A 13,478-nucleotide genomic window follows, 5' to 3' on the forward strand; every position below is an offset into this window, starting at 1 on the left:
TCGACCACGAACTTTAGATGCTTCTTATATTAGGAGATTATTAACTCTTATAGAGAGGAAGCGTCAACGCCCAACTTGGCCGAACAGTTAATAGTCGAACATAAGGGGAGCCACAGTCACTAGAATCGAGTTGTGAGATCGAACAGGCGCGCCCGATATGAGCCAGACGGCAGACGTGCGGCTCAGCGTGACCAGAGCCCGCCAGCGCACCACCATACCAACACCGCACCTTGATCGCTGAGTACTTTTCGTGCAGCACGCCAACCCGACAGCCAGCCAGTTCGCTTGAACGGTCGGGGATTCAACTGAGATCACTTAACGCGCCGGACAGCCGGGAAGCTTCATGCCCTTGCTCACGGAGATCTTGAAGCCGGGCAACTCGAACATCTGTCCCACACGCTCCGTAGCACTTCGTGAAACCTCGTCGTTCGGTACGTGCGACCACACCTCCTCGTTCAAGGCCGATTGATCGTCCGAGCGCTGTCGCGATCGGTCTCGTCAGGGATATATTCGCCGGCATTGGCATCGAAGCCGGTCCAGCCGCCAGCCTCGTAAGCCCTGCGGCGTTCGGCAAGATCGACCGATCTGGATTGCCCCAGAATTTCCTCGGCATTTGCAATGAGTTCATCGTCCACCCTGGCCGTGACCAACGTGCCGCCGCGGCGTACGCCCTCCGCATACACGTGGGCATCGTTCTCGGGCACGCCGGACTCCGTCAGAGCGCCGACAATGCCTCCGACCGCACCGCCTGCCACCGCCCCGGCAACGACACCTGTCGCGGTGGCGGCGAGCCAACCCGCCGCGACCACAGGTCCGACGCCCGGGATGGCCATGACCCCCAGCCCTGTCAGCAATCCGCCGGCACCGCCGATCACGGCGCCAATCCCCGCGCCAGCCCCGGCATCCTCGGCAGCCTCCGAACGGTCGCCCTCGTACCAGTCATCCGAGTTGTTGGCGACGATGCTGATGTTCGCATGCGGGACGCCCGTGGCTTCCAGTTCGCGGACCGCGTCGGCCGCGTCGTCATAGTTGTCGAACAGTCCAGTTACCGTTTTCATTGATTTCTCCTGATCCGTGCTCACTTGCTGGCGGCAACGACGTTGCCCTGATAGTCCAGGCCGACGGCGAGGCTTTCGCCTGCCTTGGTGGCATGGCCCGCCAGATGCCCTGGTCGTCCTTGGTAAGCTTCGACACGTTGGTATAGCCTGCACCCTCGATGCGGCTCTTGGCCTGGGCTTCGGTGAAGCTGTTTGCGCCGGGAACGAGAGCGGCGGCATTGGGGGTATTGTCGGTCTTCACCGCCGGTGTTGTCGCTCCCGTGATGGCGTCCTGCCCGGCTGCGATCTTTTCGATCATCTGCTGGTGCGTCTTCAGCGTATCGACCGTTTGCTGGGCGAATGTCTTGAGCCCGGCGTTGTCGCCGCCGCTGGCATAGGTTTCAAACAGCTTGACGGCGTCGGCATGCGCCTTGCGCTGCATGTCGACATAGGCTGGATCGATCGGAGCCTGCGCATTCTTGAGCTTGTCGAGATCGCCCTGGTGCTGGGCATCAAGCGCCGACGGCACTTTCAATTTTTGTTCGCCGGCCACCGTTGCCAGCTTGGCATTGGCCGCGCCGTGATCGCGGATCATCATCTGGGCGAAGTCCTTGATGCTCTGGTCCTGAACCTTGCCCAAGGCAATCTGGCTCGAGTCGACTTCGAACTTGCCGCCGATGGCAGCCTTGTCGACGAAGGCCTGGGCGCTGTCGGCAGCAAAAGCAGGCACGGCGAGAAGAATGGAAGCAGCGGCGAGCGATGCGAAAAATTGTCGTGTTTTCATCGGCTTTGTCCTTGCCTGGGATGCGTCGCCCTAACAGGCCAAGATGCGCTTTGTTCCGATACCCAGACGACATGCCTGCAGGCCCGGCAGCACCACGATCCACGCATGAGGCTGCCGGATTATCTCGCGTGAGATCTGCCACATCGACGGAAAATGTGGAGAAGTGACAGGCGACAGGAACGCCGGCACCATGAACCAGCGTGGCTGCAAAAAAGCCGTGGTCGAGACAAGCAGTTTCCAGGCGCCGCTATTCTACATGCAGCATGGGTTCGAGGAATTCGGCAAAGTCGAATTCGGAATTCCAGGGCACGCACGCATCTTCCTTCGCAAGGACCTGTTGTAAGTCTTGGGACGGGCGCGCACGGATGGCCATCGGCTAGTTGTTTCAAACGCCAGGTGCTCTGGAACAAATCGACGGTTGCGGAGTTAAAGCGCGTCGCGACGCGCAGTCTTGCAGTCGCGTGTCGAATGGAGTGCATCCCGCTGGAGAGGCATGTGCGTACTGGACATTTCAGAAAGCCGATTGTCATTCAACCTGGCCGGATAGACCGCGACAGGGTTGTGGTTTCGGTGTCGGACGCAGCCGAAGTGCTGCTGCGGGACTGGCCAAAGCCGACATCCGAGAGGCGTCTTGCCGCGATCAGAGCGTGCCTTGCCGTCATGCGAGGCGAAAAGCCGACAAGGGCGGCACGACAGGCGTTCATCGTTGCGGCCAAGGACGCCAGGATTCTGCTGAGCGAGCAAATCTGACCCTGGTGGGTCGCCTCAGTGCATGCAAGCTTGGTTCCGCCGGCGCCTGCAAGTGCGATACTGCCGAGATCGGTTCGAAGGGGAGAGATTATGGCTAAGGTCTCAGGTCTCACGCCTGCCGCGGCCAGAGGCGAAGTTCAGGCAGGAGCAACGCACGACAAGACGCCGGGGTTCGATCCCGCCATTGCCCCGCTTGAGACAGACGCAGAGGCCGCGGACACACAAAATCCGGTCGCTGAGACAAGTCCGCCGCGCACTCGTCCAAAATTCGAAAACGATGCCAGCTTTGCCAATGCCATGCGTCCGGTCGAAGGCGAGCCGGAACTGCGGCCTGGCGGCAACTGGCCGGTGTTGGTGATTGCAGCTGTCGTTTTGACAGCAGCCGTGGTCTTCCTCGCGGCAAGCATGCTGCGATGAGACTAATCCCGACGATGCAGCACCCACGACCTATTCCTGGAGGTCTGGCGCGTCCTTCATGCCTGAGAGTTCGGTCATTGGGCACAGCAGCCGCGGTCGCGCGGGATCGGAAATGTCGAGCTTGTCCCAAGGAATGCGGTATAGACCGTCGCGGCGGCGCAATCGGAAAAGATCCAGCACCGCCACGCCTATGGCCGAAGCCGAAAGACGCTCGAAAGCAGCGTAGACCCCGACGTGGAACTCGGTGACGACGAAATCGTCACCATCCCGTTCGGCGCGGATCTCCTCGATATAACCGACATTTTTGCCGCGCTGCGAGAGTACGCGCCGCCCCGCCAGATGCTCCAGATTGACCGTGATCATCATCAAGCTCCCGGAATGCGCCCGATGATATGGTCGCGCAACCAGTCCTGCCAGGCGAAGATCGACGTTTCTCGCACATCGATGTCGAACTCGATATCGATGCCGATATCTTTCACCTTGCGCCAGGCGACCCGATGAGGTTCGCCATGCTGCGTGCCACCCAGCTTGACCGCGAGCCGCGCCATCCAGCGCCCGGGCCGTGCGCCGAGGCGACGCGCCAGGGTGATGGAGCCGAGTTCGATGGCAATGATCCGAGGCGGCTTGCCAGGTCGCAACTGCGCCACCAAACCGTCGACCTTGCCGATCTTGACCTGCTCGCGGTCGACCACCTGCTTGTCCAGGAGATCACGCAGCAACTTCATCATGTGCCTCCGAATATCTGCAGCGGGATGGTCACCACCGCCAGTACGAAGCCAAGCGCGATGATGAAGATGACGGCGGCATTTGACAAAATGCCGTTGCGATGCTCGCCGACATAACGTTTGTCGTTCAGCAGAAACAGGAACGGAACGACGGTCAGCGGAAGGCTGGCAGCCGTCAGCGCCATGGAAAAGATGGTGAGCCTCAGCGGGTCAAGACCAAGCGCGATGGGAATAGCCGCCAACAGCAATGATATCGTGTAGATGGCGCTGAAACCCGGATCGTCGCGCGGCTTGCGATCCTCGCCCCAATTCCAGCCGAACCCTTGGGCCACAAGATAGGCCTGTTGCAACCCGACCTCGAGTGCGGCGCCGAAGCAGGCGATGGCGAGAGAAGCAACAAACAGCACGAAGCCCCAGAAGCCGAATATGGGGATCAGCATCAACGGCAATTGGTGATAGTCGTCCACCTGGGTGACGCCATGCGTGGCGAGCACGAGAGCGGCCACGATCAACACGCCGATCGAGATGGTGCCCCCGAAGGTCATGCCCAACCCCGCTATGGCCCGATTGGCGCCGAGATAGCTTTTGTCCCACCGGTCCTCGATGGCCCCCGAGGAATAGAACATGAACAGGTAGGGCGATATCGAGGCGCCCAGAATGCTGACCGCCATGAACCAGTAATTGGCGGCATCGTGGACCGGCAGCGAAGGCACGGCGCCCCTTGCGACTGCCGTCCAATCAGGTCTCAGCATCACCGCTCCGACGACGAAACACAGCGTCACCAGACCGAGAATCGAAACGCCCTTCTCGATGAAGCCGAACGTGCCTTTCCAGAGCAGCAGCCACGCCAGCAAAGCCACCGGGAGTGCCCACCACTGGAAGCCTATGCCGGTGGCAAGTTCGAGCGCAATGGCAACGCCGCCGATCTCGGCGGACAGCACCAGGAAATTGACCAGCAAGGCGGCAAGCAACGGCCATAGAAAGACGTTGAAACCGAACCTTTCGCGGATGCCGTCGGAGATCGTGTGATGGCTCACGGCCGCGAACCGGCCGGACATTTCGACAAGAAAGATGATGCAGATGGTGCCGAGCACCACCGCCCAGATCAACTGGAAGCCAAACATCGCCCCTGCCTGCGCCGCCGTCGCCATGGACCCAACTTCGAGGAAGCCGCCGACGCTGGTGACGACGCCGAGGGATATTTCCATGAGCTTCTTCATGGCTTCGGCGCGAAGTACTTGGCGTAGGCGGCAGCGAGCGAACGCGACGCCAGCCGTAAATCCTGTTGCGCGTCTTGGACTTCCAGCCGGTCATCTGCCTGCAGTCCGGCCTTGGCACGCGTCACCGCGACCGACAAATCATTGACTGCTTTTGTCAGAGAAGCTTGCTCGGTGGGTTCACTGGTTTCGGCGGACCGGATTTGCGCCCCCGTATCTACGAGCGTCTTGCCGATCGATTGCAGCGTGTCCACCGTGTATGCGGTCGGTGCCGCCCCTGCCGCCCAGGCGTCCAGCGCCATCAACACGGTCTGCGATGCGGACGCCACGGTTCGTGATTGCTGCTCGATCTGATCGGAAGATGAGCATGCCGAGAGCATCAGCAAAAGCAGGCACAGGCAATCGAGCCTGAGATAGCGGCGGCTAACGATCAAATCAGGCGTTTGGTGCGCCACAGAATAGTCTCCCCTAGTGCCGAACGAGCGGTGGTCGGCTTGAATTGACCTAGAGCGTTCAGCGGGCGCGTCAACGAAAGCCTATCCGGCGGGGCGGCTGCAGGGCATGTGGACGCGACAGATCTCAGCCGGCCACCGCAACTCAAGCGGAACAAAGGATCGCGTGCGGAATTAGGAGCACAAGGAGGCGGCGGAGCCGACTTCAATTCCGTCCTGATCATCACGTCGACGTGAATGGACTGCTGGCACGGAGAATCCCGCAATGCCTCGTCTCATATCCTGGATAGTGATCGTGGCAGTCGCGATCGTCGCGGCTTGGCTGTGGTTCGGCGGCCATAGAGCAAGCAACGATGGCGGCAGCCAACCCGCGCCTCACGCGATAGACCAGAACGGGTAGGTCAATCCTGATCGGCCGGGCTGCGAGGGGCCACGATCCTGTATTCGTGGATCAGGCCGAAAACCTGATTTCTCACCGTCTCGCGCGCTTCGGGCTGGATGAAAGGCATTAGCCGGTCGACGCTTTCAACGAGTTCCGGCGGCAGGTCCGCCACCGCATCCGTGAGTTCGCTGGCATGTTCATACATGTTGTCCGTCAGCTTTTTGTCGAGGTCGGAAAGGATGCTCATCATCACGCTCCATGTCTGTCCTCTCCCGTTCTGTTAATGACCAGTCCGGCAGAGATGTTCCGCGCGAGACGGCGCTCAGACCGCCGAGTACTTGTGGTCAAGGGAGCATCGTTTCAGACCGCCCCATCACCGCAACGTCGTGTGGCCCGGGTCGCGTCGCCTGGCTTTCGGCGGGATCAGCCTCCCGGCATTGGCCCGTAAGCCCCTGACGAATTCCTTCACATACGGAAGCAACTCGAAAAGTACGATCACGGCCATCACGCAGACGATATAGATCAGTGGCAACTGCTGCGATTTCCAGACGATATCGAAGCGCGCGGTTTCCGGCCCCGCCCCGAACAACGCAAGAAACTGCGTCCAATGGAGGGAGACGACGCTGACCAGGCCCATCAGCGGGATCATTTCCAGAAAGCTGTGCACATGCTGTTCGATCGGCGTTACCCTGCGCGCCGTGGTTGCATAGCGTACATCCCACATCGCCGTCGCCTCGTGGATGAAGAAGGTGACGATCATGACAGCGATGACCAAGGCATCCACCTCGAGGAACATGGCTGCCAGCAACGGCACGCCTACTTCGGCGAACATCAGAAGATGGATCAAGGATTCCTTGGCGCCCGTGGTCGACTCGATATGTGAGGCGCGGTGGCAAAGCCAGTCTGCAAAGCCAGCGACAAGCCAGACGGGAAGCAGAAAGTACATAAGGATCAGCACGGTGGGACCTGACAGCATAAACGCGTCTGGCCTGGTTCGAGGTCTACTCAGAGACGAGCTGTCGATCACTGCCCAGGCATTTCGGTGTTTTCCTTGGGATTCTTCTGGACGCCCGCGGCTGGTGAGGTATCCGCCGGGGCGTTGCCACCCTGGTTCTGTTCAGGCGCGCGTTTCAGCGGCGAGGTCTGCCAGCCCATATCAATGTAGAAAAAGCCGACGACGAAACCGACAATGATGACTGCGGCTATCACCAGCGAGATTATCGCGTTGCGTCGCTCCATAGGCCTAGCCGCCACTTGGCTTGGGAGATGCAGGCTGGGCTGGCTGCGTACCTTGCTGATCGCCGCCGGTGCTGGTCTGCGGTGTCGGGTTGGTGTCCGTCGTGGGATTCTTGTCGACCGGTTGGCTGTTCGTGGTATCCGTCTTGGACTTGGCTGGATCGGCATTGTCATTACACGCCGCCAAGGCGAGCAATGCGGCCGACATCAAAAGCACTGCCCTCATGCTGATTTCTCCTGGCTGAGTTCGGGCGAAGCCGCCTGCCAATGACCTATCCGGTCGAACCGCACCGACAGCCCTTGTTTGACGGCGCTTCTGGCCAGCAGATGGTCCAGTTCGGCGTCCTCGATCGGGCTTCGTACGACCTGGCGGATGGCCTTACAGGCGAGTTCGGTCGAGACGAAATCATATCTCCTGCTCCTGGCGACAACATATTGTTCGACCAGCATCTTTACGCGCCTGAGCGCGATTTCTTCCGCGAATTGCATTTTGTTCCTCCTGCACGCCGAACTGCTGAACGGGTACGTTGTTCCAAAGATTTAAAACATGGCGGCCTGCCCATAGAAAGCCCGCGCTGCCGCGAGGGCGCGCGGGCTGATCAGGCTGAGGGGACCCGACCGTGCAGCATCAAACAAGGGGAGCGATGACGCTGCACGGCTACCGAACTCGCACAAACTTGAGTTGTTCCACCGCCATCATGAGTTGTTCACAGTCGAATGTGCCCAGAACAAAATCGCTTTTCATGGCCGGCATAAAGCCGCCCATTCAATCCTATCCGTACGGAACAATCAGCCTCGATGGTGGTTCGGCCGAAGCGAAATTCGGAGGACGTTATGACGAATATGACGAATGAAAAGTTGGCCGTGGTGAGGGCAAGGTCGGCACCGATGAGAAGGACAATCCCACCGATGTAGTCATAGCCGGTTACGAGGCGATGATGGCCGGCGAGGAACAAGTCATCAGCAGTTGGAGAACAAGCTGCAGGTCGCCGCGGCGCATGTGATGCCGGCAGGCACGCTGGCTGAACAGCACCGCAAGATGGCCGAGCCGGGTTCCGCATCCAAAGACTGAACAATCGGGCATCACGGCAGCAACTCCCATGTGTTGACCTGTACATCGACGGATTGCTGCAGACGCTCAGACGGTGCCTTTTACACGATTTGCCTTCCAACCTTCTTCCAACAAGGAGCAACCTCATGAAAGCGCTCACATGGCACGGCAAAGGCGACATCCGATGCGACCAGGTGGCTGATCCCGCTATAGAGGATGATCGCGACGTCATCATCAAGGTCACCTGCTGCGCCATATGCGGCTCGGACCTGCATCTGATGAACGGATATATGCCGACCATGGAATCGGGCGACGTGCTTGGACACGAGACCATGGGCGAGGTCGTGGAAGTCGGCCGCGGCCATTCGAAATTCAGGAAGGGTGACCGCATCGTGGTGCCGTTCAACATCTCATGCGGCGAATGCTGGTTTTGCCAGAAGGGGCTGTTCTCGCTTTGCGACAGGTCCAATCCCAATGCCAAACAGGCCGCCGAAGTGATGGGACAATCCCCGGCGGGCCTGTTCGGCTATTCGCATCTGGTCGGCGGCTATTGGGGAGGGCAAGCCGAATATCTGCGAGTCCCTTTCGCCGATGTCGGTCCGATAAAGGTGCCCAAAGGAATGGACGACGAACAGGTGCTGTTCCTCTCAGACATCTTCCCGACCGGCTACATGGCGGCTGAAAATGCCGGCATCGAGCCAGGCGATACCGTCGCTATCTGGGGCTGCGGTCCGGTCGGCCAGTTCGCCATCCAAAGCGCATGGATGCTCGGCGCCGGCCGCGTTATTGCCATAGACAAGGTGCCGGAGCGGCTGGCGATGGCTCGCGAGCACGGCAAGGCCGAGACGCTCGACTTCAGCAACTCCGATATTTACGACGCCTTGATGGCGATGACCGATGGCCGCGGTCCTGATCGCTGCATCGACTGTGTCGGCACCGAGTCGGATCCCGGCGCCAGTGCCGACGCCATGCTCGACAAGGTCAAGGCCGCCGTCTACCTCGGCACCGACAGGCCGCATGTACTGCGCGAAGCAATCTACTCCTGCCGCAAAGGCGGCACCATCTCGGTGCCCGGCGTCTATATCGGTCTCGTCGATCATATTCCGTTCGGCGCCGCCATGAACAAGGGCCTGACCTTCCGGATGGGTCAGACCCATACTCAGCGTTACCTCGAACCGCTCCTGGACATAGTCCAGAAGGGCGACATCGATCCCTCCTTCGTGATCACGCACCGGGCGGATCTCGGAGCCGGGCCGGATCTCTACAAGACGTTCCGTGACAAGCAGGATGGCTGCATCAAGGTGGTGATGCGGCCGCATGGTTGAGGTGTCGGGCTCTCGCACCAGGTCTGCCCTGAGTAAGTCGGCGGCCGTGGATCGCAATGGACCCGTTGGCACCTGGAACCTTCGATCGCGGCGACGGTTTGACCTGCAGACTTCACAGCGGCGGGACTACCGTGCCCCACCCGATGCAAAGAAAGGTGCTGCCATGAGCAATGAGAGTTCCACATCGAAACCCAGCGTCCGGTCTCCGAACGCCGATGGTCTGCCGCACCCGAGACGGGACGCCAGTGACACGGATGCCGGTGGCAAGCCGGAGACGCCGAAAACCGCAGGCACATCCCGGCCGTCGACCGCGCCGCTTGACAATCCGGTTGCCAATCGCAAGGCCGGGCGGCCGCGTCAGGCGAGCACCACGCCTCGGCCGACGGACAAACCCCTGGACTGATCGAAACCGCCTGTTGAAATCACGACGAGTGCGTGTCGGGACGAAGCAATGCCAGGTCGGCCAGGGTGTTGAGAAGGGCAGCGTCGCCTGCCGGCTTTGGCACGAATTTGCAGCTTCGGAAGGGTTGGGGAACATCACGCGGCCCAAATCCGGTCATGAAGGCGAAGGGGACGCCGCGAGCCAGCAATGTTTCGGCTACGGGCAGACTCGTTTCACCGTTCAATTGAATGTCGAGCAGCGCCACGTCGACTTTGCCTGCATCGATAAGTTGACGAGCCGCGGCGACCGACGAGACCGGGCCGATCACGGGATAACCCGCCGCACGCAGGCGAGACGCGACGTCTTCGGCGATCAGCCATTCGTCCTCGACCACCAGAACGCGCGGCCTGTCGTCGCTCACGGCGCCTCCTTGTGGTTTGCTGGAAACGCGATCTGGACGCTGAGGCCGTCCTTGTGGAACGCGGTCTCGACATGGCCGCCGAGCCTGTAACCAATTTCTCCCTGCAGCAGTGTCAGGCCAAAACCATTGTCCAAGGGCGCCTTGACAACAGGGCCGTCCTTTTCGCGCCAGCCAAATGTGAAACTGTCCTCCTCGATCGACCATTGCACACTGACCTTGCCGTCGGTTTTTGACAAAGCGCCGTACTTGGCCGCGTTGGTGGCCAGTTCATGAATGGCCATGCTGAGGGAAAGCCCCTGTTGCGGACCTAGTTTGACATCCTCGCCATCGAGTTCGATCCGCTCGATGCCGAATGGTTCGAGCTCCTGCTGGAGCAGTTCCCTGACCGAGGCTTCCTTCCATCTCTCCCGGGTCAGCAGGCCGTAGGCCCGCGACATGGCATGCAGGCGACCGATCAGCGCATCCGCGAACTCCTCCTTCGTATCAGAACTTTCCCGCGTGCGGCTTGCAATGCTGGCGATCACCGCAAGCATATTCTTGACCCGGTGGTTGAGTTCAGAGATGAGCACCTGCTGATGCTCTTCCGCCTGTGCCAGAGTGGTGACATCGACAAGTGTCACCACCACGCCCTGGATCCTGTTGCCCTTGTCGCGATAGGGATTGATGCGGACCATGTGGAACAGGCCCCTGGCATCGCGTGCCAGATGGTGATTCAGGATCTCGCCTGTCTCGAAAACCTTGTCGATGTGCTGCTTCAGCTCGGGGTAGTCGAGCTGGCTAGACAGATCCGTCAGCGGCCGGCCGACATCGGAGGGACGCAGGCTGAAGAAGGATGACGCCGCCGGCGTGAAGGTACGGACCACAAGGCTGCGGTCGAGGAAAATGGTCGCGATGTCGGTGCTTTCGAACAGGTTGCGCAGATCGCCGTTGGCGTGGTCGAGCTCCTCTATCTTGGCCGTCAACTCGGCGTTGATCGTGTTGAGCTCCTCGTTGAGCGACTGCATCTCCTCCTTCGAGGCTTCGAGTTCCTCGTTGGTGGACTGCGCCTCCTCATTGACGGAGACGAGTTCCTCGTTCGACGATTTGACCTCTTCCAGCGCGGTCTCGTATTCCTCGATCGTCGATTGCAGGCGCTCCCTGGTGTCGCGCAGCTCCCGCTCGAGATCGGCGGTGCTGTCACTGTCACGGCCGCCGCCGTCTTCCTCTGAGCGGGCCTGGGTCGGCCCCGACGGTTCGAACAGGACGAGATAAAGCGGCTCGCCATTGCCACGTTCGGTGAGCGGTTCGATCGTGAGCCTGATCGGCTGGACCCGTTCGTCGTCTTCCTCTACGATGAGGTTTTCCCGCACCACTGTGCGGCGCGTCGTCGTCGCTTCCCGCAACGCCGCGCGGAGGTCCAGCCGCAGCCCACGCCTAGCCATCGTCAGCAACTGCCGGCTGGGAATCCCTTGCGGCGCTTCGAGATATCTGCCGGTCCTGGCCGAATAATAGACGACATCGCCCTCAGCGTTGACCAGGACATGCGGCGGAGCGAAGCGCTCCAGCACCTGCGCCTCGACAGCCTGGCGCAGCGGATAACCGGCGGCTCCCTTCCTTAAGCCGGCGCTTTCAGAGGGAAAGACGCCGGAACGGCTCTCACCGATCAAGGCGGGCAGCCTGATATGCGGCGAGGCATGCTCGCGCGCCTGGAAGAGACGATGTTTCTTGTCGACAGTGGCAAACAGATTGTCGTGCTGCCCAACGCTTTCGGAGGTGCCGAGGAACAGGTAACCGCCGGGTTTCAATGCATAGTGAAAGACAGGGATGACACGGCTCTGGATGCTCGGGCCGAAATAGATCAGCAGATTGCGGCAGGAGACCAGATCCATGCGCGAGAAAGGCGGATCGCGAATGACGCTGTGCGGCGAGAAGATGCACAGTTCCCGTATCTCGTTGCCAATGACATAGCTCTCTCCGTCGCCGTTGAAGAACCGCTGTCGGCGTTCGGGTGAAAGCCCTTGCAGCAAGGCTTCGGGATAGCGTGCCGCCCGGGCCACCGCCAGCGCTGGCTCGTCTATGTCGGTGGCAAATATCTGGACGCGCGGAACGACCGTAAGCTTCTCCATGTGTTCGCGCAGCAGGATGCCGATGGAGAACACCTCCTCGCCGGTGGCGCATCCGGGAACCCAGACCCTGACGGTGTCACTGGCGGTCTTGCCTTCGAACAACTGCGGTATGATCTTTCGCTCGAGCAACTCGAAGGCATCGGGGTCGCGAAAGAAGTTGGTGACATTGATCAGCAGATCGCGAAAAAGGTTCATCACCTCGCGAGCATCTTTCTTCAGCCAGTCTATATAGGCGCTGATGGAATGGACCTGGGCGATCTGCATGCGTCGCTTCACGCGGCGCAGGAACGTCTTGGTCTTGTAGCCCGAGAAGTCGTGGCCGGAGTGGCTGCGCAGAATGGCGTATATCTGTTCTCGCACCTTATCGATGTCGGCCGTATGGTCGCCATCTTCTTCCGCCAGCCCTTTCAGCGTGTCGAAGCCGCGGGCGAAAGCCTCCAGCTTCGCCCCGATCTCCTCGGCGGGCACAGCGACGTCGACGAGCCCGCTGGCAATAGCGCTCTGTGGCATGTCGGGATTGCGCGGCCCGTAGCCGTCGTGCGCTTGCGCGACAGTGAGGCCACCCCGCTCCTTGATCGCCTTGGCGCCCAGCGTTCCATCGGAATCACCGCCCGACAGAATGACGCCCACGGCATATTCGCCCTGGTCTTCAGCGAGCGCACTAAAGAAAATGTCGACGGGTTTGCGCTCTTGGGTAAGCCCGTTGGGCCGCCGCAGGCGCAGCACACCGTTGGCGATCGCCAGAGTGACGTTTTGTGGCATCACGTAGACGTGGTCAGGTACAACAGCTATGCCATCTTCGGCCACAACGACAGGCATCTCGGTGTAGCGGCTGACAACTTCATGCAACAGACTTTCTCGCTTCGGGCTGAGATGCGTGATGATGATGAACGCCATGCCGGGCTGGCTGGTAACGCCTTTGAACAAGCCTTCCATCGCGGGAATGCCACCCGCGGACGCGCCGATGCCAACGATGGGAAATCTAGTCGATCGGGCAGTCACGGCATGTCCCCCTTTCGCCGACCCGACATGAAGTCTCCTCAAGGCCGGATCGAACAGGACACAACCATATAGCGCGCAAGAGGTATGGAACAAGACGTCAGGGATGACGTTGAACCCGATATCAATGGTGGTTCAATGACGAAACGCTCTGCTGACATAAAACTCCGAGCGCCAGTGGTGTCAGGGGCGCCT

The 13,478-nt window shown here is 60.4% G+C and carries 16 protein-coding genes and 1 pseudogene; 4 read left to right on the forward strand and 13 right to left on the reverse strand.

Annotated features, from left to right (window positions below; translation table 11 throughout):
* Positions 1 to 455: 455 nt before the first annotated feature.
* On the reverse strand, positions 456 to 1,058 hold the full coding sequence (locus AC0NIL_RS27490) for a general stress protein (RefSeq protein WP_024502379.1): 603 nt from the start codon (positions 1,056 to 1,058) through the stop codon (positions 456 to 458).
* Positions 1,059 to 1,078: 20 nt separating this feature from the next.
* Positions 1,079 to 1,821: pseudogene (locus tag AC0NIL_RS27495) on the reverse strand (DUF4142 domain-containing protein).
* A gap of 163 nt (positions 1,822 to 1,984) precedes the next feature.
* Here AC0NIL_RS27495 and AC0NIL_RS27500 point away from each other — a divergent pair.
* Both AC0NIL_RS27500 and AC0NIL_RS27505 read left to right on the forward strand, forming a co-directional pair.
* Positions 1,985 to 2,164: a hypothetical protein gene (locus tag AC0NIL_RS27500; RefSeq protein WP_024502377.1), complete on the forward strand. Its 180-nt coding sequence runs from the start codon at positions 1,985 to 1,987 to the stop codon at positions 2,162 to 2,164.
* A 152-nt stretch (positions 2,165 to 2,316) separates the two neighbouring features.
* On the forward strand, positions 2,317 to 2,571 hold the full coding sequence (locus tag AC0NIL_RS27505; RefSeq protein WP_275953909.1) for a DUF982 domain-containing protein: 255 nt from the start codon (positions 2,317 to 2,319) through the stop codon (positions 2,569 to 2,571).
* A gap of 447 nt (positions 2,572 to 3,018) precedes the next feature.
* Here the strand turns inward: AC0NIL_RS27505 and AC0NIL_RS27510 are convergent, their stop codons facing one another.
* From AC0NIL_RS27510 to AC0NIL_RS27550, 9 genes are all read right to left on the reverse strand, one after another.
* Entirely contained in the window at positions 3,019 to 3,354 is a 336-nt protein-coding gene (locus AC0NIL_RS27510; protein ID WP_244506918.1) for a hypothetical protein, read from the reverse strand.
* Positions 3,354 to 3,713: a hypothetical protein gene (locus AC0NIL_RS27515; protein WP_473574029.1), complete on the reverse strand. Its 360-nt coding sequence runs from the start codon at positions 3,711 to 3,713 to the stop codon at positions 3,354 to 3,356. The genes AC0NIL_RS27510 and AC0NIL_RS27515 overlap by 1 nt, the downstream gene beginning before the upstream one ends.
* Positions 3,713 to 4,933 (reverse strand): NRAMP family divalent metal transporter, encoded by a 1,221-nt coding sequence (locus AC0NIL_RS27520; protein ID WP_473574030.1) that lies wholly within the window; start codon positions 4,931 to 4,933, stop codon positions 3,713 to 3,715. The genes AC0NIL_RS27515 and AC0NIL_RS27520 overlap by 1 nt, the downstream gene beginning before the upstream one ends.
* Positions 4,930 to 5,385: a hypothetical protein gene (locus AC0NIL_RS27525; RefSeq protein WP_473574031.1), complete on the reverse strand. Its 456-nt coding sequence runs from the start codon at positions 5,383 to 5,385 to the stop codon at positions 4,930 to 4,932. Before AC0NIL_RS27525 ends, AC0NIL_RS27520 begins: the two co-directional genes overlap by 4 nt.
* Positions 5,386 to 5,783: 398 nt before the next feature.
* Positions 5,784 to 6,014: a hypothetical protein gene (locus AC0NIL_RS27530; RefSeq protein WP_082826657.1), complete on the reverse strand. Its 231-nt coding sequence runs from the start codon at positions 6,012 to 6,014 to the stop codon at positions 5,784 to 5,786.
* Between the two features lie 123 nt (positions 6,015 to 6,137).
* Entirely contained in the window at positions 6,138 to 6,740 is a 603-nt protein-coding gene (locus AC0NIL_RS27535; RefSeq protein WP_474048810.1) for a diguanylate cyclase, read from the reverse strand.
* 47 nt (positions 6,741 to 6,787) lie between these two features.
* Positions 6,788 to 7,003: a hypothetical protein gene (locus AC0NIL_RS27540; protein WP_063170164.1), complete on the reverse strand. Its 216-nt coding sequence runs from the start codon at positions 7,001 to 7,003 to the stop codon at positions 6,788 to 6,790.
* 4 nt (positions 7,004 to 7,007) lie between these two features.
* Positions 7,008 to 7,226, reverse strand: coding sequence for a hypothetical protein (locus tag AC0NIL_RS27545; protein ID WP_063170163.1), 219 nt, complete (start codon positions 7,224 to 7,226; stop codon positions 7,008 to 7,010).
* Positions 7,223 to 7,489 carry a hypothetical protein gene (locus AC0NIL_RS27550; protein ID WP_063170162.1) on the reverse strand — a complete coding sequence of 89 codons (267 nt, stop codon included), beginning with the start codon at positions 7,487 to 7,489 and terminating at the stop codon, positions 7,223 to 7,225. The genes AC0NIL_RS27545 and AC0NIL_RS27550 overlap by 4 nt, the downstream gene beginning before the upstream one ends.
* Positions 7,490 to 7,620: 131 nt before the next feature.
* On the opposite strand from AC0NIL_RS27550, the gene AC0NIL_RS27555 reads away from it, so the two are divergent.
* Together AC0NIL_RS27555 and AC0NIL_RS27560 are read left to right on the forward strand one after the other, a co-directional pair.
* Entirely contained in the window at positions 7,621 to 7,854 is a 234-nt protein-coding gene (locus AC0NIL_RS27555; RefSeq protein WP_473574034.1) for a hypothetical protein, read from the forward strand.
* A gap of 343 nt (positions 7,855 to 8,197) precedes the next feature.
* A complete protein-coding gene (locus tag AC0NIL_RS27560) occupies positions 8,198 to 9,376 on the forward strand; it encodes a zinc-dependent alcohol dehydrogenase (RefSeq protein WP_473574035.1) in 1,179 nt (392 codons plus the stop codon).
* A 422-nt stretch (positions 9,377 to 9,798) separates the two neighbouring features.
* On the opposite strand, the gene AC0NIL_RS27565 is transcribed toward AC0NIL_RS27560, so the two are convergent.
* Positions 9,799 to 10,179 carry a response regulator gene (locus AC0NIL_RS27565; RefSeq protein ID WP_063170160.1) on the reverse strand — a complete coding sequence of 127 codons (381 nt, stop codon included), beginning with the start codon at positions 10,177 to 10,179 and terminating at the stop codon, positions 9,799 to 9,801.
* A complete protein-coding gene (locus AC0NIL_RS27570) occupies positions 10,176 to 13,286 on the reverse strand; it encodes a CheR family methyltransferase (protein WP_473574036.1) in 3,111 nt (1,036 codons plus the stop codon). The genes AC0NIL_RS27565 and AC0NIL_RS27570 overlap by 4 nt, the downstream gene beginning before the upstream one ends.
* Positions 13,287 to 13,478: the final 192 nt, after the last annotated feature.

It is taken from the genome of Mesorhizobium sp. WSM1343, assembly GCF_055901535.1.

Bases quoted from the DNA above. Each gene is read 5' to 3' on its own strand.
- AC0NIL_RS27490 (WP_024502379.1), bottom strand. From the start codon at position 1,058: ATGAAAACGGTAACTGGACTGTTCGACAACTATGACGACGCGGCCGAC.
- AC0NIL_RS27510 (WP_244506918.1), bottom strand. From the start codon at position 3,354: ATGATGATCACGGTCAATCTGGAGCATCTGGCGGGGCGGCGCGTACTC.
- AC0NIL_RS27515 (WP_473574029.1), bottom strand. From the start codon at position 3,713: ATGAAGTTGCTGCGTGATCTCCTGGACAAGCAGGTGGTCGACCGCGAG.
- AC0NIL_RS27520 (WP_473574030.1), bottom strand. From the start codon at position 4,933: ATGAAGAAGCTCATGGAAATATCCCTCGGCGTCGTCACCAGCGTCGGC.
- AC0NIL_RS27530 (WP_082826657.1), bottom strand. From the start codon at position 6,014: ATGATGAGCATCCTTTCCGACCTCGACAAAAAGCTGACGGACAACATG.
- AC0NIL_RS27535 (WP_474048810.1), bottom strand. From the start codon at position 6,740: ATGCTGTCAGGTCCCACCGTGCTGATCCTTATGTACTTTCTGCTTCCC.
- AC0NIL_RS27540 (WP_063170164.1), bottom strand. From the start codon at position 7,003: ATGGAGCGACGCAACGCGATAATCTCGCTGGTGATAGCCGCAGTCATC.
- AC0NIL_RS27545 (WP_063170163.1), bottom strand. From the start codon at position 7,226: ATGAGGGCAGTGCTTTTGATGTCGGCCGCATTGCTCGCCTTGGCGGCG.
- AC0NIL_RS27550 (WP_063170162.1), bottom strand. From the start codon at position 7,489: ATGCAATTCGCGGAAGAAATCGCGCTCAGGCGCGTAAAGATGCTGGTC.
- AC0NIL_RS27560 (WP_473574035.1), top strand. From the start codon at position 8,198: ATGAAAGCGCTCACATGGCACGGCAAAGGCGACATCCGATGCGACCAG.